This window comes from Streptomyces sp. NPDC045287, from assembly GCF_056432325.1.
This window is the reverse complement of sequence record NZ_JBWKJG010000012.1, coordinates 28451-49682: the sequence shown is the minus strand read 5'-3', so window position 1 is coordinate 49682 and position 21232 is coordinate 28451. Positions and strand designations below refer to the sequence as shown.

General features: G+C 76.5%; 18 protein-coding genes. 6 read left to right on the top strand and 12 right to left on the bottom strand.

The window, feature by feature from the left end; genetic code table 11:
• The first annotated feature begins 59 nt into the window (after nucleotides 1-59).
• Complete coding sequence (locus AC07D6_RS20420; RefSeq protein WP_315879130.1) at nucleotides 60-1100, top strand: NUDIX domain-containing protein; 1041 nt, start codon at nucleotides 60-62, stop codon at nucleotides 1098-1100.
• A gap of 47 nt (nucleotides 1101-1147) precedes the next feature.
• On the opposite strand, the gene AC07D6_RS20415 is transcribed toward AC07D6_RS20420, so the two are convergent.
• Nucleotides 1148-1894, bottom strand: coding sequence for an MBL fold metallo-hydrolase (locus tag AC07D6_RS20415; protein ID WP_479046277.1), 747 nt, complete (start codon nucleotides 1892-1894; stop codon nucleotides 1148-1150).
• Between the two features lie 68 nt (nucleotides 1895-1962).
• Complete coding sequence (locus AC07D6_RS20410) at nucleotides 1963-3339, bottom strand: dipeptidase (RefSeq protein ID WP_315879128.1); 1377 nt, start codon at nucleotides 3337-3339, stop codon at nucleotides 1963-1965.
• A gap of 111 nt (nucleotides 3340-3450) precedes the next feature.
• On the opposite strand from AC07D6_RS20410, the gene AC07D6_RS20405 reads away from it, so the two are divergent.
• Complete coding sequence (locus AC07D6_RS20405; protein ID WP_315879127.1) at nucleotides 3451-4740, top strand: geranylgeranyl reductase family protein; 1290 nt, start codon at nucleotides 3451-3453, stop codon at nucleotides 4738-4740.
• 868 nt (nucleotides 4741-5608) lie between these two features.
• Here the strand turns inward: AC07D6_RS20405 and AC07D6_RS20400 are convergent.
• From AC07D6_RS20400 to AC07D6_RS20390, 3 genes are all read right to left on the bottom strand, one after another.
• Entirely contained in the window at nucleotides 5609-6361 is a 753-nt protein-coding gene (locus tag AC07D6_RS20400; RefSeq protein ID WP_479046274.1) for a maleylpyruvate isomerase family mycothiol-dependent enzyme, read from the bottom strand.
• Nucleotides 6362-6390: 29 nt separating this feature from the next.
• On the bottom strand, nucleotides 6391-6756 hold the full coding sequence (locus AC07D6_RS20395) for an SCO4225 family membrane protein (RefSeq protein ID WP_315879125.1): 366 nt from the start codon (nucleotides 6754-6756) through the stop codon (nucleotides 6391-6393).
• A gap of 71 nt (nucleotides 6757-6827) precedes the next feature.
• A complete protein-coding gene (locus tag AC07D6_RS20390; RefSeq protein WP_315879124.1) occupies nucleotides 6828-8054 on the bottom strand; it encodes an MFS transporter in 1227 nt (408 codons plus the stop codon).
• Between the two features lie 787 nt (nucleotides 8055-8841).
• On the opposite strand from AC07D6_RS20390, the gene AC07D6_RS20385 reads away from it, so the two are divergent.
• Together AC07D6_RS20385 and AC07D6_RS20380 are read left to right on the top strand one after the other, a co-directional pair.
• Nucleotides 8842-10071 carry an ROK family protein gene (locus AC07D6_RS20385; RefSeq protein ID WP_479046270.1) on the top strand — a complete coding sequence of 410 codons (1230 nt, stop codon included), beginning with the start codon at nucleotides 8842-8844 and terminating at the stop codon, nucleotides 10069-10071.
• A gap of 106 nt (nucleotides 10072-10177) precedes the next feature.
• The gene (locus AC07D6_RS20380; protein ID WP_479046267.1) at nucleotides 10178-10942 is read left to right on the top strand and encodes a cyclopropane-fatty-acyl-phospholipid synthase family protein; all 765 of its coding nucleotides are present in this window, start codon (nucleotides 10178-10180) and stop codon (nucleotides 10940-10942) included.
• Nucleotides 10943-10949: 7 nt separating this feature from the next.
• On the opposite strand, the gene AC07D6_RS20375 is transcribed toward AC07D6_RS20380, so the two are convergent.
• From AC07D6_RS20375 to AC07D6_RS20360, 4 genes are all read right to left on the bottom strand, one after another.
• Nucleotides 10950-11534, bottom strand: a complete 585-nt coding sequence (locus tag AC07D6_RS20375) for a DUF4865 family protein (protein ID WP_479046264.1) — start codon at nucleotides 11532-11534, stop codon at nucleotides 10950-10952.
• Nucleotides 11534-12100: a TetR/AcrR family transcriptional regulator gene (locus AC07D6_RS20370; RefSeq protein ID WP_479046262.1), complete on the bottom strand. Its 567-nt coding sequence runs from the start codon at nucleotides 12098-12100 to the stop codon at nucleotides 11534-11536. The genes AC07D6_RS20375 and AC07D6_RS20370 overlap by 1 nt, the downstream gene beginning before the upstream one ends.
• Before the next feature lie 179 nt (nucleotides 12101-12279).
• Complete coding sequence (locus AC07D6_RS20365; RefSeq protein ID WP_479046599.1) at nucleotides 12280-12840, bottom strand: ATP-binding protein; 561 nt, start codon at nucleotides 12838-12840, stop codon at nucleotides 12280-12282.
• A gap of 176 nt (nucleotides 12841-13016) precedes the next feature.
• Complete coding sequence (locus AC07D6_RS20360) at nucleotides 13017-13337, bottom strand: hypothetical protein (protein ID WP_315879118.1); 321 nt, start codon at nucleotides 13335-13337, stop codon at nucleotides 13017-13019.
• A 206-nt stretch (nucleotides 13338-13543) separates the two neighbouring features.
• Between AC07D6_RS20360 and cds1 the strand changes: the two genes are divergently transcribed.
• On the top strand, nucleotides 13544-14710 hold the full coding sequence (gene cds1 / locus AC07D6_RS20355) for an L-cysteine desulfhydrase Cds1 (RefSeq protein WP_479046259.1): 1167 nt from the start codon (nucleotides 13544-13546) through the stop codon (nucleotides 14708-14710).
• Nucleotides 14711-14745: 35 nt separating this feature from the next.
• Here cds1 and AC07D6_RS20350 read toward each other — a convergent pair whose 3' ends face one another.
• Nucleotides 14746-15231 carry an SRPBCC family protein gene (locus tag AC07D6_RS20350; protein WP_479046256.1) on the bottom strand — a complete coding sequence of 162 codons (486 nt, stop codon included), beginning with the start codon at nucleotides 15229-15231 and terminating at the stop codon, nucleotides 14746-14748.
• Complete coding sequence (locus AC07D6_RS20345) at nucleotides 15228-16100, bottom strand: DeoR/GlpR family DNA-binding transcription regulator (protein ID WP_315879115.1); 873 nt, start codon at nucleotides 16098-16100, stop codon at nucleotides 15228-15230. The genes AC07D6_RS20350 and AC07D6_RS20345 overlap by 4 nt, the downstream gene beginning before the upstream one ends.
• 207 nt (nucleotides 16101-16307) lie before the next feature.
• Between AC07D6_RS20345 and AC07D6_RS20340 the strand changes: the two genes are divergently transcribed.
• Entirely contained in the window at nucleotides 16308-18692 is a 2385-nt protein-coding gene (locus tag AC07D6_RS20340) for a hypothetical protein (protein ID WP_479046254.1), read from the top strand.
• On the opposite strand, the gene AC07D6_RS20335 is transcribed toward AC07D6_RS20340, so the two are convergent.
• Nucleotides 18662-21100: a right-handed parallel beta-helix repeat-containing protein gene (locus AC07D6_RS20335; RefSeq protein ID WP_479046252.1), complete on the bottom strand. Its 2439-nt coding sequence runs from the start codon at nucleotides 21098-21100 to the stop codon at nucleotides 18662-18664. The two genes, AC07D6_RS20340 and AC07D6_RS20335, sit on opposite strands and share 31 nt — an antisense overlap.
• Nucleotides 21101-21232: the final 132 nt, after the last annotated feature.

Genomic DNA, 21232 nt, shown 5'->3' with positions numbered 1-21232 from the left:
GGTTTCCGTGGCAGGGTGTTGCGGGCAAGCCACTGGGGGCCAACGGAAGAGGGGGAACCGTGATCGTCTGGATCAACGGTGCGTTCGGCGCCGGCAAGACGAGCGCCGCGCGCGAACTGGTCGATCTGATCCCGAACAGCACCTTGTACGACCCGGAGTCGATCGGCGGCGCGCTGCCGCTCCTCCTGCCGCCCGACCGGCTCTCCGGCACCACCGACTTCCAGGACCTGCGGATCTGGCGGCGCCTGGTCGTCGACGCGGCGGCGGCGCTCCTCGCCGAGGTGGGCGGGGTGCTGGTGGTGCCGATGACCCTCCTGCGTCAGGAGTACCGCGACGAGATCTTCGGCGGGCTGGCGTCCCGCCGGATCACCGTGCGGCATGTCGTCCTGACCCCTGATGAAACGATCCTGCGCGCACGGATCGCGCGGCGCGGCGCGCACGACGGCGACCCGGCCGGAAACGAGCGGGCCAGGGCGTGGGCCCTGGACCACATCGCGTCGTACCGGGCCGCGCTCGACGGGTGGCTCGCCGCCGACGCGTACGCCGTCGACAACGGCCCCCTCACGCCGGAGGCGACGGCGAAGGTGATCGCGGACGCGGTGCGGACCGGCGCGGCGGGCGCCTGCGGGATCGTGCAGACCCCGGAGCCGACCGGCGAGACGCTCGCGGCGGGGGTGCTGCTCTTCGACGACCAGGACCGGGTGCTGCTGGTCGACCCGACGTACAAGCCGGGGTGGGAGTTCCCCGGTGGGGTCGTCGAGCGGGGCGAGGCGCCGGCGCGGGCCGCGATGCGGGAGGTCGCCGAGGAGACGGGGCTGGAGCTGGCGTCCGTACCGCGGCTGCTGGTCGTCGACTGGGAGCCGCCGAAGCCGCCCGGGTACGGCGGGCTGCGCCTCCTCTTCGACGGCGGGCGGCTCACGGGCGCGCAGGCGGACCGGGTCCTGCTGCCGGGCTCCGAGCTGCGCGGCTGGCGCTTCGCGACGGAGGCGGAGGCGGCGGACATGCTGCCCCCGGTCCGGTACGAACGCCTCCGCTGGGCCCTGCGCGCCCGCGAGCGCGGCACGGTCCTGAACCTGGAGGCCGGCGTCCCGGTGGGCTGACCGCGCGGCGGCGCGGGGGACGGGGCGGCTCCGGACGCCCGCGCGGGCTACGGCCGGGCCGCCTCCGCCGCCGCCCGCAGGGTGGAGGGCACCTCCCGCGTCAACGGGTCGCCGTGCCCGAAGCACACCGCCCGGAGCGGGTGGAGGGAGGCCAGGCGGCGCACCGACGCCACCGCGGCGGCGCGGTCAGCGTGGAAGACGCCCAGGCCCACCCCGCCCACCGACGCCAGGGTGTCGCCCGTCAGCAGCACGCCGGGGCGCGGCAGGTGGAGCGCGATCGACCCGGGCGTGTGGCCCGGGGTGTGCACCACGCGGGCGCCGCCGCCGAAGTCCAGCACGTCGCCGTCCTCCAACTCCCGGTCCACGCGCGTGGGCGGCGCCTCGGGCGTGGTGAGCCCGTGCTCGTACAGCGGGACCTCCCAGTCCAGCAGGTCCGGTTCGGGCACCGGCGCCTCCCCGCGGACGACCGGCGCGTCCAGCCGGTGCGCGAGGACCTCAGCGCCGTACCGGCGCGCCAGCGCCTCCGCCGCGCCCACGTGGTCGCGGTGGCCGTGGGTGAGGACGATCCGCCGCAGCCGCGCCCCCGGGCCGCCGACCTCGCGCAGTGCCCGGCCGACGGCGTCCTCGGCGCCCGCCCAGCCGGCGTCGACCAGCGTCAGCGCGCCGTCGTCGTCACGCCAGACGTAGCCCTGGCCGATCGGGAAGCGCAGCATGTGCAGCCCGGGCACGACCGGGACCAGGTCGACGGCGGGCTCGTCGGGGGCGTGCGGGTGCGGGTGGGGTTCCGGAGTCATGCCCCGACGCTACGGGAGCGGCCCGGCCGGACCGCCCCCCTTGCGCTCTGCGCGATTCCGCCGAGAGCTCAACCCCGCTTCGACAGCGCGTAGTTCCGCAGGAACAGCGCCTCCGCGACCGACATCCGCTCCAACTCCTCGGGCGACACGCTCTCGTTCACCGCGTGGATCTGCGCCTCCGGCTCGCTCAGCCCGATCAGCAGGATCTCCGCCCGCGGGTACAGCGCGCCCAGCGTGTTGCACAGCGGGATCGACCCGCCCATGCCGGCGGCCTGCATCTCCTCGCCCGGATACGCCGCGGCCAGCGCCTGGGCCATCGACGTGTACGCCGGGCTGGCCACGTCCGCCCGGAACGGCTGGCCCTGCCCGATCTGTTCCACCGTCACGCGCGCGCCCCAGGGGGTGTGCGCCTGGAGGTGCGCGGTGAGGAGCTTGGTCGCCTCGGTGGCGTCCTGGCCGGGCGGCACGCGCAGGCTGATCTGGGCGCGGGCGGTGGCCTGCACGGACGGCGTGGCCCCGACGACCGGCGGGCAGTCGATGCCGATCACCGTGACGGCCGGACGCGCCCACAGCCGGTCGGCGACGGTGCCGGAGCCGATCAGGTCCACGCCGTCCAGCACCTTGGCGTCCCGCCGGAAGTCCTCCTCCGCGTACTGCAGGCCCTGCCACTCGGCGTCCGACGCCAGCCCGTCGACCGTCGTCGAACCGTCCTCGGCGCGCAGCGAGTCCAGTACGCGGATGAGTGCGGCCAGCGCGTCCGGCGCGGCACCGCCGAACTGCCCCGAGTGCAGGTTCCCGGCGAGCGTGTCGACCTGGACGCGCAGCATCGTCATCCCGCGCAGCGACGCGGTGACGGTCGGCAGCCCGACGCGGAAGTTCCCGGTGTCGCCGATGACGATCGCGTCGGCGGCCAGCAGGTCGGGGTGGGCCTCGGCGTACCGCTCCAGGCCGCCGGTGCCCTGCTCCTCGGAGCCCTCCACGATGACCTTGACGCCGACCGGGACGCCGCCGTTCGCCTTCAGGGCGCGCAGCGCCAGCAGGTGCATGATGAACCCGCCCTTGCAGTCGGCGGCGCCGCGCCCGTACCAGCGGCCGTCCCGCTCGGTCAGCTCGAACGGCGGGGTGTCCCAGCCGGCCGGGTCGAGCGGCGGCTGCACGTCGTAGTGGGCGTACAGCAGCACGGTCGGGGCGCCGGCGGGGCCGGGCAGGTGACCGTAGACGGACTGGCTCCCGTCGGGGGTGTCGAAGACCGACACGTCGGTGAAGCCCTCGGAGCGCAGGGCGTCCGCCACCCACGCGGCGGCGGCCTCGCACTCGCTCCTGGGGAACTGGGCCGGGTCCGCCACGGACCGGAACGCCACGAGCTCCGTGAGCTCCGCCTTGGCGCGGGGCATCAGCGAGGCGACGGTGGCGGCGATCGGCTCGGCGATCGGCTGGGCGGTCATGGTCACGCTCCTGGTGGGTGCGGCAAGCGGTACGTCGGGACGCCGCCGCGGGATGTGCGGCGAACGCGCGTCCGATCCTCGCACAGGGCGCTCGGGGCGAAGCCCCGTAGGATGCGGACGAGAGCGTGGACCACGGGTCGGGACCGGGAGCGTAAGCACATCGTGAGCAGCGAGAACGTGTGGGATGTCGTCGTGGTCGGCGCGGGGCCGGCCGGAGCGTCCGCGGCCTACGCCGCGGCAGTCGCGGGCCGCCGCGTGCTGCTCCTGGAGAAGGCGGAGCTGCCCCGCTACAAGACGTGCGGCGGCGGCATCATCGGCCCGTCGCGGGACGCGCTGCCGCCCGGCTTCGACCTGCCGCTGCGCGACCGGGTGCACGCCGTGACGTTCTCGTTGAACGGCCGCTTCGCCCGTACGCGCCGCTCGAAGCGGATGCTGTTCGGGCTGGTCAACCGGCCCGAGTTCGACGCGGGGCTGGTGGAGCACGCCCGGAGGGCGGGCGCCGAGGTGCGGACGGGCGCGGCCGTCGCGCGGGTCGAGCAGCACGGCGCCGCGGTGCCGGACCGGCGTACCGTCGCGGTCGTCCTCGCCGACGGCGAGACGGTGCTGGCGCGGGCGGTGGTCGGCGCGGACGGCAGCGCCAGCCGGATAGGGGCGCACGTCGGGGTCAAGACCGACCAGGTGGACCTCGGCCTGGAGGTGGAGATCCCGGTGCCGCAGGCCGTGGCGGAGGACTGGGCGGGGCGGGTCCTCATCGACTGGGGGCCGATGCCGGGCAGTTACGGCTGGGTGTTCCCCAAGGGGGACACGCTGACGGTCGGTGTCATCTCCGCGCGCGGGGAGGGCGCCGCGACCAAGCGGTACCTGGACGACTTCGTGGCCCGGCTGGGCCTCGCAGGGTTCGAACCGGCCATCTCCTCCGGGCACCTGACGCGCTGCCGCAGCGAGGACTCGCCGCTCTCCCGCGGCCGGGTCGTCGTCTGCGGGGACGCGGCCGGGCTGCTGGAGCCGTGGACGCGTGAGGGGATCTCCTTCGCGCTGCGGTCCGGCCGGCTCGCGGGGGAGTGGGCGGTGCGGATCGCCGAGGCGCACGACGCGGTCGAGGCGCGCCGCCAGGCGCTGAACTACGCCTTCGCGATCAAGGCCGGGCTGGGCGTGGAGATGGCGGTGGGGCGGCGGCTGCTCGCCGTGTTCGCGCGCCGCCCGGCGCTGCTGCACGCCGCGATCACCGGACTGCGCCCGGCGTGGCGGGCGTTCGCGGACATCACGCGGGGCGCGACGACGCTGGCCGGCATCGTCAGGGGGAACACCGTCGCGCGCCGCGCCCTGGAGGCGTTGGACCGCCGCCGGCAGGACGACCCGCAGGAGTCGGAGCCGGAACCGGCCGCGCGGGAGCAGCGGTAGCGGAGGCGGACGCCGTCACCGCCCGGCCCCGCCCGCGACACCGGCCTCCGCCCCGGTTCCATCCGCCGGGTCCGGCCTCTGTCCCGGGCCCGGCCCCTGTCCCGGGTCCGGCCTCTGCCCTGGGACCGGCTCCTGTCCCGGGACCGACCTCTGCCCTGGGACCGGCTTCTGCCCCGGGACCGACCTCTGCCCCGGGACCGGCCGACCGGGCCGACCTCCGCCCCGGTCCGTCCCCGCCGGGTGCGGTCGACCGGGACCGGGCCGGCCTCCGCCCCGGTTCCGGCAGCCGGGACCGGCAGCCGGGGCGGTCCGTCGGACACCGGCCGCCTCCGGTAGCCGCAGCAGCTCCGGGTCCTGGCACGGCATCCGCCGGTGCAGCTCGCGCAGTGCCGGACCCGGGTCGGCGCCCATCGTCTCCGCGATCCGCAGCCGGGCCTCCCCATCCGCCCCCCCCGCCCCGCGGCGCCCCGGGGCGGGGCGGCGGAATCGTCGGGGCGCCCCGGTCGGCAGGGCTCCGGCTGGTGGCCACGGCGCTCCTCGGACGGCGCCCCGCCGCGCGGGGCGCGGTCGTGCCGCCGGGCGCGCCACCGGTTTCCGGCGCGGGATCCGGTGGCCGCGAGGAGCCCGCCGCGGCCCGCGCGGCGGGGCGCCCGGTGGGGCCCGGCGGGTGACCCGGTGGCGCCCGCACACGACGCGTACGTCGTCGGGGCGGCCCGGTCCGGCGCCTCCGGCCCCTCGTGGAGGAAACCGGGCCGGGCGGCGGCGCGCCCGGGACCGCGTCCGGATCGTCGCCCCGCCTACGGGCCGGGCCCGGTCCGCCCCCGGCCCTGCCGCCCCGGTGCGTTCCCGCACCCGGCGCGGCGCCGGGTCACCACGTCACGGCCGAGGTCTCCCGCCACAGGCGGGTCAGGCGGTCGTCGCCCGTGACCGCGACGGCGGGGGAGCCGGCGGGCAGCCGGTTCCACAGGGAGAGGTACAGGGCCTCGGCGGGGCCCGTCAGTTCGCAGTCGACCGGACCGTCGGCCGTGCGGGCGGTGCGGGGCGCGTCGGCGGAGAGCAGGACCGTCCACACGTCGCCGGTGTCCGCCGTGCGGACCCGCAGCGTGCCGGGCCGGTCCGTGCGGACGCGGCTCTTGTCCCGGGCGTGGAAGCCGCACAGCAGTTCGTCGATCCCGTCGGCGGCCAGGTCCGGCCCGACCGGCGACCGGCCGGCCACCAGGCCGAGCGCCGACTCGGCGTCCACGCGGTGCACGGTCGTCTCGTGCGCCTGGCGGCGGGCCCAGAACGCCAGCGGGGACGGCGCGGGCATGAACGCCCAGCACTCCAGGGTGTCCGGCGCCCCGGTCAGCGCCGTGACGAGCCGGTCGTGGCCCTCCCGGTACCAGTCCAGCAACGGGGTGCCGTCGAGGTCGGACTCACCGTCCGCGGGGCGGTACGACGTGTGTCCCTCGGCGACGAACGCGGTCGCCCAGCGGTGCACCATGCCGGTGTGCCGCAGCAGGTGCCGCACCTCCCAGCCGGGGCAGGTGCGGACCTCCGCGTCGAGACCGGCCCGTTCGGCGGCGTCGGCCAGCAACTGGCCCTCGCAGGCGAGGTGCTTGATGTGCTCGGCAGTCTCCATGGCGGAATTCTGCCATCGCCCTCCGCGCCTCAACCGCCGTGCGGGCGCGGCTCACGGCGCCGCGCGCCGGTCACCAGCCGGGCGAGCGCGCCGATCCCGAGCGACTGTGCGAGCACCGACACGACGAACGCCGCCCAGAAGAACCACATCGACCCGAGCAGGGCGTCACCGCCGAGCGCCCCGCCGGCCATGACCACCAGGATGGTCGGCGCGGCGACCGCGATGAGCCCGAGGGCGGCGAACGACGCGTCCTCGTGGTCGGTGAACCACAGGTCGCGGACGACCAGGGCGGTCACCGCGGCGACGAACGCCAGGTACACGCCGGAGGCGACGTTGCCGAACGCCAGCCGGGCGAGGCCGCGCAGAGGGGCGTCGCCCAGGTCGATGATCTTCATGTGGTGCTCCCGTGGTCGCAGGGAGCCCCATCCTGTGCCGCGGGCGGCGACGGGCGCCTGAGTACGGCTACTCAGAGGCCCCCGGCCGCCGTGGCGTTGCGGGCGCGGTAGCCGACGGCCGCCGCGGCGGCGGAGAGCAGCGCGACCGTCGTCAGCGCGGCGGGCAGCGAGAACCAGTCCGCGAGGAAGCCGATCACGGGCGGGCCCAGCAGCATGCCGCCGTAGCCCAGCGTCGACGCGGCCGCCACGCCGGCGGGTCCGGCCAGGGCGCCCGCCCTGTCCACCGCCACCGGGAAGATGTTCGCCAGGCCCAACCCGGTGACGGCGAACCCGAGGAGCGCCGCCCACACGCTGGGCGCCAACGCGCCCAGCAGCATGCCCGCGGCGGCCGTCGCGCCGCCCGCGACGAGCGTCCTGGTCTGGCCGAGGCGCTCCAGCATCGCCGTACCGGAGAGCCGCCCGGCGGTCATGGTCAGCGCGAACAGGGAGTACCCGGCGGCCGCGGCACCGGGGTGGGCGTGCAGGTCCTGCGTCAGGTGCAGGGCACCCCAGTCGGCCAGGGCGCCCTCGCCGTACGCGGTGCACAGGGCGATCACGCCGAACAGGGTGACCAGGCGGCGCGTCCGGCGGTCCATCCGCCGCCCGGAGGCGGGCGCGGCGGGCAGGGACTCGGGCGGCGCGGGGGAGGGGTGGCGCAGCAGTACGGGACCGGCGACGGCCGTCAGGAGCAGGCCGACGACGGTGAGCCCGAGCAGGTGCGCGGCGGGCGGGAGGCCGCTCGCGACGAGGCCGCCGAGCCCGGCGCCGACCATGCCGCCCAGGCTGAACGCGGCGTGGAAGCCGGGCATCACGGGCCGTCGCAGCGCGGCGACCAGGTTGACGGCGGCGCTGTTCATGGCGACGTTGATCGCGCCGTAGGCGGTGCCGAAGACCAGCAGGACGAGACCGAGCGCGAGCGCCGAGTGGGTGAGCGCCGGCAGCGCGATGCTCAGCGACAGCAGGACGGCGGCGCCGACGGTGACGGCGTGGCTGCCGAACCGGTGGCACAGCCGCCCGGTGAGGGTCATGGTGACGACGGCCCCGGCGGAGACGCCGAGCAGGGCGAGTCCGAGGTCGCTAGCCGAGGAGCCGGTCTGCTGCTTGATCGCGGGGATGCGGACGACCCAGCCGGCGAAGAGGAAGCCGTCGAGGGCGAAGAAGAGGGTGACGGCGGTGCGGAGGCGCGACAGGGAGCGGACGGCGGGGTCTCCGCCAGTGGCTTCCCGAAGGGCGGGCGCGAGTTTGTTTAGTAGCGGCACAAACTCAGGATAGGGCCCCGCGGCGGCTCATCACAAACCGTGTGCCGCGCGCTCCCCGAGGGCTCGGGCGACCGGCCGACGACCCCGCGCACCGCGCCCGTCGCGCGCTGCCTGCCGCCTACGGTCCGCCGCCTGCCGCCTGCCGCCTGCCGCCTGCCGCCTGCCGCCTGCCGTCCGCTCCGGGGGAAGACGGTCGGGCCGCCTCCGGCCGGCCCCGCCCCGTGCCCGCCCGCGCCCGTGCGCCCTCGACGGTCCTTCAGCGACCCCGGTCAAGCGCCCGCCGCGCCCGCCCGCGCCCGTGGGGCGCGAGCAGTCCGGCGGCTGGCGCGCGGTCGGCGCGTCCGCGCCCGTACCGGGGCGGGCGGTCCGGCTCGCCGGTCGCCCGGACCCTCCCCGGGTGGCGTCCCGCGTGCGCCGCGCGCCGCGCCTCCCGGCGTCGGACGGCGCGCGGGCCGCCCCCGCGGTCGCCGCGCGGATGCGGGCGTTCGGCAGGCGGGTGGGCACCGGCGGCCCGTACGGTCGCTGCGGCGCGCTCCCCGGCCGGACGCCCGCATCCCCGGCGCACGTCCGACCGTCTCGGCGTACGTCCGACCGGTTCGGCGAGCGGGTCCCGCGGTCGTCCGCGCGGTGCCGGAGGGCACCGCCGGGCGCCTCCTCACCCCGTCCCGCCCGCCCCGCGCGCGCGGAGCGCGGGGGCCCGTCACCGCTGCCGGCGGTACCCGCCGGGGGATGGCCGAAACGGCCCACCGGCGCGGTCGGCGCAGCCGACCATGGGAGACTCGCCCCCATGAACGGCAAGGCGACGACGACCCGGACACGGCTCGACAGGGGCCGCAGCGCGCTCGGCCCGGCGCTGGAACTGGTGCACACGGGCCGGGCGCCGACCCGCGCCGTCCTCACCGCCGAACTGGGCGTCACCCGCGCCACCGCGGGCGCCGTCGCCGCCGAACTGGAGGCCCTCGGGCTGATCCGCGTCGACTCGCGCCCCGCCGCCGCCGGCTCCCAGGGCCGGCCGTCGCACCGGCTGACCATCGACGAGAACGGGCCCGTCGCCCTCGCCGCGCAGGTCCACGCCGACGGGTTCCGCGCCGCCCTCGTCGGCCTCGGCGGCCGGATCGTGGCGACCGCGCCCGGCTGCTTGGAGGTCACCGCCGACCCCGCGCAGGTCCTGGCGGCCGTCGTCGACGTGGGCGCCGGGCTGCTGCGCGAGAGCGGCCGCCGCTGCGTGGGCGCCGGTCTCGCCGTGCCCTCCGCGGTCGCCGAGCCGGAGGGCACCGCCCTCAACCCGCTGCACCTCGCCTGGCCCGCGGGGGCGCCCGTACGGGACGTCTTCGCCGACCTCGTCCGCGCCGCCGGCATCGACGGCCCCGCCTTCACCGGCAACGACGTCAACCTCGCCGCGCTCGCCGAGCACCGGCACGGCGCCGGCCGCGGCGCCCAGCACCTGCTGTGCGTCGCCACCGGCCACCGCGGGGTCGGCGGCGCCCTCGTCCTCGACGGGCGGCTGCACACCGGCAGCTCCGGCCTCGCCCTGGAGGTCGGCCACCTCACCGTCAACCCGGCGGGCCGCCCCTGCCACTGCGGGAGCCGCGGCTGCCTGGACGTCGAGACCGACCCGCTGGCCTTCCTCACCGCCGCCGGCCGCGTGCCGGGCCCCGAGGTGTCCCTGCTCCAGCAGTGCCGGGACCTGCTCCGCGACGAGCCCGGCGACCCCGGGGTGCGGGTCGCCGTCGAGGAACTCGTCGACCGGCTCGGGCTGGGCCTCGCCGGCCTGGTCAACATCCTCAACCCGGACCGGATCATCCTGGGCGGCCTCCACCGCGAACTGCTCGCCGCCGATCCCGAACGGCTCCGGGCCGTCGTCGCCGACCGCAGCCTGTGGGGCCGCAGCGGGGGCGTCCCCCTCCTCGGCTGCGCCCTGGACCACAACAGCCTCGCGGGCGCCGCCGAACTGGCGTGGCAGCCCGTCCTCGACGACCCGCTCGCCGCGCTCGGCAGACCGGTCGCCCACGGTTGAGGCGGCGCCCGCCGGGCCAATGCCCCGCCGGGGCGCGGTGCGCCGGCCCGACGGCCGGAGAAAAATCCCGCCCGTCGGATCGCCTCCGAACGTAGGGTCCCGGATCATGACCGGAACCGATCTCCCGCCCCGCCTCACCCGCCTCGCCTTCCACGGGCCGCTGTCCGAGGACCGCGCCCGGCGGCTCGTCGCCTCCCTGGCCGCCGCCCGGCCCGCCACGGTCCTGGACATCGGCTGCGGCTGGGGCGAGTTCCTGCTGCGCGTCCTCGACGCCGTGCCCGGCGCGACCGGCGTCGGCCTCGACATCAACGCCGAGGACCTGGCCCGCGGACGGGACCTCGCCGCGCAGCGCGGCCTCGCCGGGCGCGTCGAGTTCGTGGAGGAGTCCGCCCTGGGGACGGCGCGCGGCCCCGCCGACCTCGTCCTGTGCCTGGGCGCCGGACAGGCGCTCTGCGACCCGGAGGGCCCGTACGAGGTGGCGGCCGTCCTGCGCGAACTGCGGCGCCTGGTGGCGCCGGGCGGCCGGGTCCTCCTCGGCGAGGGCTTCTGGGAACGCGTTCCCACCCCGGAGGAGCTGGCCCGGATGTGGCCGGGCGCCCACGAGGGCGACCACCCGCTGCTCGGCGCGCTCGTCGACGAGGCCGTCGAGGCGGGCTTCCGCCCCGCCTGGATCGAGACGGCGGACCGGGACGAGTGGGAGCGGTTCGAGTCGGGCTACCGCCACGACGTGGAGCTGTGGCTCGCGAACCACCCCGACCACCCGGCCGCCGCCGAGACCCGCGTCCGCGTCGACCGGCAGCGCGCCTCCTGGCTCAACGGCTACCGCGACGTCCTCGGCATCGCGTACCTGACCCTCGTCCCGGTCGGCTGACGCGCGCTCAGTCCCAGTGCCGGCCGTGCCGCAGCGCCGCGCGGCCGGGCTGGGACAGGTGCAGCACCCGGAACACGTCCCCCGCCCCCTCCGGGGCCGGCCCGGCCCACAGGCTGAACGCCAGCAGCTCCCAGTGGCGCGGGTCGACCGCCACCGCGGCCGCCACGAGCCCCTCCTCCCGCACGAGCCGCCCGTGCGCCTCCACCGCCCGCGCCACCGCGTCGGCGGGCCGCCCGCCCTCGCCGATCCGCTCCCGCCGCCGCACCGCATACCGGGGCGCCGCGTCGGCCGACGGCCCCTCGCCGTACGCCGCGCCCGCCCAGTGGCGCACCTCGGGGCGCCCGAAGTCGTCGACGATCCCCTGGAACCCCGGCCCCCACAGGAACGCGTTCATGCCCTCGGGCGCCGCCCACAGGTAGAAGGGCGCGTACTGGTTCACCGGTGCGCCCGCCGACCGCTCCCGCACCAGGTACGCCTTGAGGCCGAGCCCCGCGAAGTCGTCCAGCAGGTGGCCGCGGGTGGCCACCCGGTGGCGGATGAGGCCCATGTCGTAGTCGGCGGGGAGGGTGATCTCGTACTGCATCGCGTGCATCAGGCCGTCCTCCGCCCCGCGAGCAGGGCCAGCAGCCCGTCGACCGCCGTGCCGAACGCCGCCGCCGACCCGGAGGCGCGGGCGAGGACGTAGCCGCCCTGCACCGTCGCCACGACCGCCGAGGCCGTGCGCTCCGGGTCCAGCGCCCGGTCGAACTCGCCGCCCGCCACGCCCTCCCGGAGGACGCCCGCGAGGCGCCCGCGCAGCCAGTCCAGGGTCTCGTCGACCGGTGCGCGCAGCGTGTCGTCCGCGACGATCTCGGGGTCCATCGTCAGCCGCCCCACCGGGCAGCCCCGCAACACGTCGCGCTCGCGCCGCAGGTACGCCTCCACGCGCGCGTAGGCCGTGCCTCCGCCGCCCAGGACCCGCTCGGCCGCGGCGCGCATCTCCTCGGCGGTGCGGCGGATGGCGGCCAGCGCCAGGTCGGACTTGCCGGCGAAGTGGTGGTACATGCTGCCCTGGCCGGCGCCCGCCCGCTGCTGGATCGCCTTCGGGCTGGTCCCGACGTAGCCGCGTTCCCACAGCAGGTCGCGCGTGGCGTCGACGAGTCGTTCGGAAGTGGTCATGGAGGGACTGTACATACCAGTAGGTACAGAATCCAGATCCGCTCCCGCACGGCCGTCCCGCCGCTCCCGCACGGCCCTCCCGCCGCTCCCGCACGGCCGTCCCGCCGCTCCCGCACGGCCGCCGCCGCTGTCCGCGCGGCGGCGGGGCGCCCGCGGGCCCCGCCGTTCCCGCCGTCCGGTCAGCCCGCCACGGCCGACCGGACGGCGGCGTGCCCGCGCACCGCCTTCGCCGCCTCCGCGGCGTCCCCGAACGGCACGGGCTCCTTGAACACGACGCCGCCCACGGCCCCGTACGCCGGGACCACAGGGATGCCGACGGGTGCGGACGCGGGCGCGGGCGCGGGGAGCGTGAACCACACGACCTTCCCCGAGTCGCCCTGCGGGCGGGCGCCCCAGCTCTCGCTCACCGCCTCTATCAGCGCGAGACCGCGCCCCGACGTGGCGAGCGGGTCCGGCCCGTCCTGCAGGTGCACGACGGTGGGGAGGCGCGGGTCGTGGTCGTGGACGGAGACCGTGAGCCGGTCGAGGAGGAACTCGATCTCGACCGTGCAGATCTTGTCCGGCTTGGCGTGCTGGTGCACGTTGGTGAGGAGCTCGGTGACGCCGAGCGCCGCCTTCTCGATGAGGGGATCGAGATTCCAGTAGCGCAGTTGCGCCGAGACGATTCTGCGGATCTGACCGATCCGCGACGGCAGGGCCTGGAGCTCTACCGCGCACTGCCTGCTGCTTGCCTGGCTGATCACGGCTGCGACTCCCCGAAGTAGGTCCGGAAGAAGACGAGGATCGGATCCAGTGGATGGCTGGCTCGTGGTCCGACGGGCTGGATCGCAGCGTCACCGCCGGTTCACCCTGAGTGATGTCAATCCAGCGTGGACCAGGCGTGGCCGCTTCGCAACTCGCGGCAGCGGACGCCCCGTCAGTCCCGTCGGCCGCCCGCCCTGCGCACGGCCTCCAGGAAGCGACCGGACAGGGTCGCGCCGACCCCCGGCCGGTGGTTGCGCTGTTCCATGGTCAACCGGTAGCGGGCGCCGTTGAGCGTCGCGACGGCCGCGTCGCGCGCCGCGAACCACGGCCGGCCCGCCCGCACGGTGCGCACCGGGGCACTGTCGATCTCCCGGCCGTAGCTGGTCAGCAGGGCCAGCCGGCCGCCCTCGATGCGGACCTCGCCGGCCGTCGTCAAAGAGCGCGGCCACCGCTCGATGCGTACCCCTGTGGCGCTGAATTCGGGTTCAGACACGGTTCCGCCGCCCCCTTCGCACCCGTTCCGGGGGCCCAGTCTGCACGGACCGCCCGCGTCCGCGCCAGTGCACCTCCCCGGCCGCCCTGCAAGCCGTTCCTATGGAGGGCCAAAGTCATCGTTTGCCCAGGTGAGGGAGGTATGTTCGGTCGCGGGACCCATGGGGAGACCGTGGTGCGCAGGACGCCGACGACGAGGAGTGGCGCATGACGACCGTTGAGCAGCCCGAGCCGACCGGACCGGTCGCCGGCAGGACCGCGAAGGGCCCCGCGCCCACCGCGACCATCGACGTCGACCGCAGCGATCCGGCCTACCGGACCTGGCTGAAAGATGCCGTACGAAAGGTGCAGGCGGACGCGAACAGGTCGGCGGACACGCACCTCCTGCGCTTCCCGCTGCCCGAGCACTGGGGCATCGACCTCTACCTCAAGGACGAGTCGACCCACCCCACCGGCAGCCTCAAGCACCGCCTCGCCCGCTCCCTCTTCCTGTACGGCCTGTGCAACGGCTGGATCCGCCCCGACAAGCCCGTCATCGAGGCGTCCAGCGGTTCGACCGCGGTCTCCGAGGCGTACTTCGCGAGCCTGATCGGCGTCCCCTTCATCGCCGTCATGCCGCGCACCACCAGCGCCGAGAAGATCCGCCTCATCGAATTCCACGGCGGCCGCTGCCACTTCGTCGACGACCCGCGCCGCATGTACGAGGAGGCCGCCGCCCTCGCCGTCGACACCGGCGGGCACTACATGGACCAGTTCACGTACGCCGAGCGCGCCACCGACTGGCGCGGCAACAACAACATCGCCGAGTCCGTCTACCAGCAACTGCGCCTGGAGCGGTACCCGGAGCCCGCGTGGATCGTCGCCACGGCCGGCACCGGCGGCACGTCCGCCACCATCGCCCGCTACGTCCGCTACATGCAGTACGACACCCGCGTCTGCGTCCCCGACCCCGAGAACTCCTGCTTCTTCGAGGGCTGGACGCGCGACGACCCGCGCGCCGCCAGCGACTGCGGCTCCCGCATCGAGGGCATCGGCCGGCCCCGCATGGAGCCCAGCTTCCTCCCGGGCGCCATCGACCGCATGATGAAGGTCCCCGACGCCGCGAGCGTCGCCGCCGTCCGCGCCCTGGAGAAGGCCATCGGCCGCAAGGCGGGCGGCTCCACCGGCACCGGCCTGTGGAGCGCCCTGAAGATCGTCGCGGAGATGGTGGCGCAGGGCCGCACCGGCAGCGTCGTCACGCTGATCTGCGACCCGGGGGAGCGGTATCTGGACAAGTACTACTCCGACGCGTGGCTGGCGGAGCAGGGGCTCGACATCGGCCCGTACGCGGCGACCCTCGACGAGTTCCTCGCCACCGGCGCCTGGCCCGGCTGACCGCCCGGCGGCCCGTCAGCCCGCCTGACGGGCCGTCACCCTCCTACGGCCCCGGGGGCACCGCCCCCTGGCCCGGGCCCGCGCAGCAGCCGCTCCAGCTCCCGGCCGAAGACCCACCGCCCCGCCCGGGCCAGCAGCGGGTCGCACCACCGGGGCAGCCCGCGCACCCGCAGTTCCTCCACCCACGTCACCCGCGCCCCCGCACCCTCCGCGCGCACCGCGATCTCGGCCCAGCCGCGCACCACCCGCCCGTACTTCTCCAGCCGGCACACCCCCGGCTCCGGTCCTCCCGCCCCGGCACCCGGCGGCTCCCAGCGGACCACCGCCATCGGGTCGTCGAAGCCCAGCGGCCCGATCCCCGTACGCGCCGTGAACCGCGTCCCCGCACCCGGCGGGCCCGGCGTCAGCACCCTCACCCGGGTCAGCGGAACCCCCGCGGCGTGCGCCGGCCAATCGGTGACCCGCCGCCACGCCTCCGTCACCGGCAGCCCCGTACGCCGTTCCAGCCGGAAGACGCTCACGCCCCGTCCCACCCCTCGCCCGCCGGCCCGGACGCGGCCGCCGCGCCGCTCTCCCGGTCCGCGACGACCAGCCCCGGCAGGTGCTCCGCCATCGCGGCCCGCACCTCGTCGGACACCCCGGCGTCCGTCACCAGCGTGTCGACGTCCTCCAGCCGGGCGAACGAACTCAGCGCCACCTTCCCCCACTTCGTGTGGTCCGCGACGACCACCACCCGCCGCGCCGACCGGATCAGCCGCCGGTTCGTCTCCGCCTCCGCCAGGTTCGGCGTGGACAGCCCCGCCTCCACCGACACCCCGTGCACCCCGAGGAACAGCACGTCGAAGTGGAGCGACCCGATCGCCTGGTCCGCCACCGGGCCGACCAGCGCGTCCGACGGCGTCCGCACCCCGCCCGTCAGCACCACCGTCGCCGCCCCCGGCCGCGCCCCGCCGCCCGGCTCCGGGGCCGGCGCGGAGTGGAACACGTCCGCGACCCGCATCGAGTTCGTCACCACCGTCAGGTCCGGCACGTCCAGCAGCCGCCGAGCCACCGCGTACGTCGTCGTGCCGCCCGACAGGGCGATCGCGCTGCCCGGCGCCACCATCGCCACCGCCGCCCGCGCGATGTCCTCCTTCGCGCCCGGCTCCAGCGCCGACTTCGCCTCGAAGCCCGGCTCGTGCGTCCGCACCTCGGCGACCGGCACCGCCCCGCCGTGGACCTTCTCGACCATCCCCTGCCGCGCCAGCGCGTCCAGGTCGCGGCGGACCGTCATGTCCGAGACGTTGAGCCGGCGGGTGAGTTCGTTGACCCGCACCCCGCCGCGCCGCCTCACCTCGTCGAGGATCAAGGCACGCCGCTGCTCCGCGAGGAGGTTCTGGTTGTCGCTCACCGCAGGGGCCGGTCCTTCCGTGGTCGTGGGTCGTACGTCATGGGTCCGCCGTTCGCGCTGCCGGCCGGGCAGGCACATCCTGCCACGCGCTTCATATCGGGGGACGGCGGGGAGATTACGTGAGAGCCGTGCGGCGCACCGTCCCGACCGGCCAGGCTGGTCGCGTCGCCCCGCCGCACACCCCTGCCGCAGAGAGCGAGCACCGACGTGTCCCCAGCCACCCCGGAACCCGCTCCGGTCGCCGTACCGGAACCGCGCAACACCGGCGCCGCGCTCGAACTCCTCGTGCACGGCGTCGGCGGCACCACCCCCGCCGAGATGCTCGACGACCCCCGCGCCGTCCGCGTCACCGGTGACGGCACCGCCGCCGTGTACCGGCGGGCCACCGACCTGCGCGCCGAGGGCGAACCCGAACGGTTCCGGGACGGGCCCGTCCCGGAGGCGTACTGCTGGTCCAACCTCACCTCCGGCAACGGCACCCGGGCCCTGTGGCTGCTCCTCCTGCCGTTCATGGTGGTCAACCTGGCCCACTGGATGCGCCCGCCCGCCGCCGGACACGGCCGCTCCGCCCGCCTGTACGGCGTCCTCGTCCGGCTGGTCGCGCTCAGCCTCACCGTGCTCCTCACCGCCGCCGCCTGCGAGGTCGCCCTCGACCTGGCGGCGTGGCAGTGCGCGGGCGCCGCCGCCTGCACCGAAGACCGCTCCTGGCTGGGCTTCCTCGCCGCCTCGGAGGGCGGCTGGTGGTCCCAGCCCGGCCGCCGCCTCACCGTCGCCGCCGCGATACCCACCGCGCTCGTCGCCCTCCTGTGGTACCTGTCCCGCCGCACCTGGACCGCGTACGAGGCCCAGCGCCCGCCGCGCGGCGAGGACGAGCACGACGGCCGCCCCGCCCTCGGCCGCCCCGGCTTCTGGTACGGCCGCCGCCTCGTCGCGCGGCTCCGCGCCGCGCACACCGCCGCCGGGCTCCTCACCGTCGCCGCCGCCGTCGCCGGCGCCGCCGCCCGCCACGACCGGGGCGCCGACGGCACGCTCCCCGCGGCCCTCGGCCGGTGCATCGAGGGCGCCCTCGCCGCCGGGGCCGTCGTCGTGGTGGTCGTCGTCTGCCGGCGGGGCCGCAGCGAGCGCCGCCTCGACGGCCGCCTCGACCGGACCCTGACCTCCTGGCTGCCCGCCTCCTCCGCCGCCCTGCTCCTCCTCGCCGCCCTGTACGCCTCCTGGTCCCGGCCCGGCTGGCGGTCCTCGGGCGCCCTGCCCGGCGACGCCGCGTTCGGCGTCCTCACCCTCGGCCAGGGCGTCCTCATCGTGCTCCTCGCCGCCGTGGCGGTGCGTCTGCACCGCCGCGCGCCCGACCCGGGCACCGCGCTGCACGGCCTCGCCGGGCCCGCCGTCGCCGTGCTGGCCTGCGCCCTCGGCGGGGTCATGGCGGGCGGGGTCGCCCAGCGCGTCGCCGACCTGCTCGACGGCCCCGGCACACCCGGCACGGGAAACGGCCCGATCGCCGGGCCGCCCCTGCTGCTCAGCTGGCAGGCCGCCGCCATCCCCGTCCTGCTGCTCCTGCTGCTCGTCCCGACGGCGCTGCTCGCCGTCCGGACCGCGCTCACCGCGCGGCGCCTCGCCCCCGTCGTCGAGGCCGAGTACGCGGGGGAGGCGCCCGACCGGATCCGCACCCGCCGGATCGCCGGCATCCGCGCCGCCGCCGGCCTCACCGACGCCGCGCCCGTCCTCGTCGGGCTGCTCGCCGCCGCGACCCTGCTGCTCGGCGCGGGCGGCGTCGCCGGCACCTGGGGGACCGGCACGGTGCCGGGGGAGGCGTTCGACGGGGCGCCCGCGTTCCTCGACGCCGCCGCCGAGGGCTGCCAGGCGCTCGGCTCCTGGCTGGTGGGCCTGGGCTTCCTCCTGTTCGTCACCTGGGGCCGCCGCGCCTACCGGGACGCCTCCGCCCGCCGCACCATCGGCATCCTGTGGGACGTCGGCACGTTCTGGCCGCGCGCCGCGCACCCGTTCGCCCCGCCCTGCTACGCCGAACGCGCCGTACCGGACCTCGCCTGGCGCATGGCGTCCTGGACGGGCCGCACGGGCGGGCGCCTCGTCATCTCCGGCCACTCGCAGGGCAGCGTCCTCGCCGCCGCCGCGCTCTGGCAACTGCCGCACACCACCCGCCGCCGCATCGCGCTCCTCACGTACGGCTCACCGCTGGAGCGGCTGTACGGGCGGTGGTTCCCCGCCTACTTCGGCCGCGAGCCGCTCGCCGGCCTCCACCGCGAGGTGCACTGCTGGCGCAACCTGTGGCGGCGCACCGACCCGATCGGCGGCCCCGTCCGGCTGCCCGCCGAGGGCGGCAAGCCGGAGGTCGACCACCCGCCCCTGCGCGACCCCGTCGTCTACGGCCGCACGCACGACCACCCGCTGCCCGAGCCGATCCTCGGCCACGCCGACTACCAGGCCGACCCGGCGTTCGCCCGCGAACGGGCCGCGCTCCTCGACCGGCTACCCCCCGCCCTGCCCCTGCCGGTGCCCCAACAGCGCGGCACCAGCCCGGAGGAGGCCGGCGGCAGCGCCCCTCACGGCAGTTCCGGCAGGTCCTCCGGGTAGAGCAGGGTCAGGTCGTCCGTACTCGCGCGGGCGAGCGCGGCGACCCGGCCCGCGTGCCGCTCCACCATCGACTCGAACGTCTGCCGCGCGGTGCGGCCGTTGCCGAAGGCGGGTCCCTTGGGCAGCGCCTCGAAGTACTTCAGCAGCGCCTCCGCCGTGCCGTCGGCGAGCCGGTACTCGTGGTCGTCGGCCTGCCGCCCCACGATCCGCAGCAGCTCTCCGGGCGTGTAGTCGGGGAAGCTGATGGTGCGTGAGAACCGCGACGCCACACCGGGGTTGGCGGAGAGGAACCGCTCCATCTCCGCCGTGTACCCGGCGACGATCACCACCACCGCGTCCCGGTGGTCCTCCATCAGCTTCACCAGCGTGTCGATCGCCTCACGCCCGAAGTCCCGGCCCGAGTCCTCCGGGGACAGCGCGTACGCCTCGTCGATGAACAGCACCCCGCCGCGCGCCCGGTCGAACGCCTCCTGCGTGCGGATCGCCGTGGACCCGATGTGCTCCCCGACCAGGTCCACCCGCGACACCTCGACGAGGTGGCCGCGCTCCAGGACGCCGAGGGACGCGAGGATCTCGCCGTACAGCCGCGCCACCGTCGTCTTGCCCGTGCCGGGGTTGCCGGTGAACGCCAGGTGGCGGCGGACCGACGCCGCCTTCAACCCGGCCTCCTGCCGCCTGCGCCCCACCTCGATCATGTTGGTGAGCGTGCGGACCTCCCGCTTGACGCTCTCCAGCCCGACCAGCGCGTCCAGTTCGCCCAGCACGTCCTGCGGGTCGCGCACCGGCTCCGGGGCGGGCGCCGCGATCGACGCCTGCGCCGGGACCGCGCCGAGCAGCCCGCCGGGAGCGGACGCCGTCGCCGTGGCCACGGCGGACGCGGCGGCCCCGGGCGGCGACGCGGCCGGCACGGCCGGGGCACCGGAACCGGCACGGCCGGCGATGCCGCTCTCGTCGCTGGTGCACCCCTCGGTGACCGGTCCGTCCTCGCCGAACTCGTAGCCCCCGCGCGCGCAGCGCTCCGTCCGGCACCGCCGCAGCGTCGTCCGGCACCCGTCCATCACGTGGAAGCCGTAACCGCCGCTGCCCGTGACCCGGCAGCCGGTGAACGTGCCGCGGCCCTCCGCCGACACGTAGAAACCGGCCTCCGCGGGCGAGGTGACCGTGCACCGCTCCACGGCCGGATCGGCGCCCTTGCTGACGATGACCCCGGTCTGCACCCCGTCGAACGCACAGTCGGCGAGCGTGCCGCCGCTGCCGTGGTCGCGGAACCAGGCGCCCGTGGCCGCGTCCCGGATCCGGCAGTCGTCCAACTGGGCGGTCGCCCCGTCGCTCACGGAGACGGCCGTGTTCCGCACCTGGGACAGGTCGCTGTCGACCACGTCGACCCGCGACCCCCGGTCGAGGACGAACAGCGCGTCCGGCACGCCGTGGACGCGGCACGCCTCCAGCACCGCCGTCGCCCCGTCGCTCACCCACACCGCCGGGTAGTCGCCCGTACTGTCGTGGATCTCGCACTGGTTGGCATCGACGCGGGTCCCCGGGTCCCACACGGACAGCCCGTTGCGCCCGAACCGCCGCACCTTCGACCGCGTCAGCGTCAGCACCGACCGGGACCGCAGGTCGACCGCGTTCTCCAGCACGTCGTGGATGTCGCAGTCGGACAGCGTCAGGACGGCGTCCGTGTCCAGCGTCACCCCGTCCGCCGACGTGCGGTGCACCACCGAGTCGGTCAGGTGCGCCACGGCCCGTCCGCCGATGCGCACGCCGCTGCCGCGGATCTCGTACACCTCGCAGCCGATCGCCTCCAGGCCGCTGTCCTCCCCGGTGACGGAGAGGCCCGCTCCCGACGCGTGGTGGATCCGGCACCGCTCGATCCGCGGGTGCGCCCCGCCGGTCACCGACACCCCGGCCTGGCCCGCCGCGACGACCTCGCACTCCTCGAACACGCCGCCCGCGCCGTCCAGGACGCCGATGCCGACGCCCGCCGGGTTGTCGACCGTGCACCGCCGCACCGTGGGCCGGGCCGCCCCCCGCACCTCGATGCCGACCGCCGAGCGGGTCACGATCCGCAGGTCCAGCAGTTCCGGCGTGCCGTCCTCGACGAGCAGCGCGGGCGCCGCCGTGTCCTGTCCCTCCACGTGCAGGTCCCGCACGGTCGCGGAGGCGCGCACGGTCAGCGGCACCCCGTCGGCCGGGGCGATTCGCACGGAGCCCGCGGCGCCGTCCGCGCCGCGCAGCGTCACGGCGCGCCGCAGCACCAGGTTCTCCCGGTACGTGCCGGGAGCGACGGTGAGGACGTCACCGTCCGCCGCGGCCTCCAGGGCCGCCGCGAGGGAGGCGTACTCACCCGTGCGGCGCCGCCACCGCGACGTACCGCTGTGCGTGACCTGGACCGTGCCCTGTGCCATGGTGCTGCTCTGCCCCCGCCTCGTGCGCTCGCGGCCGCCCGCTCATCGACCCGTCGCCCCACCGTAGCGCGCACGGGGCGCCGCGACCGTCCGCCCGACCCCCGTGCCGGTGACGTCCGTTCCGTGAGGGTG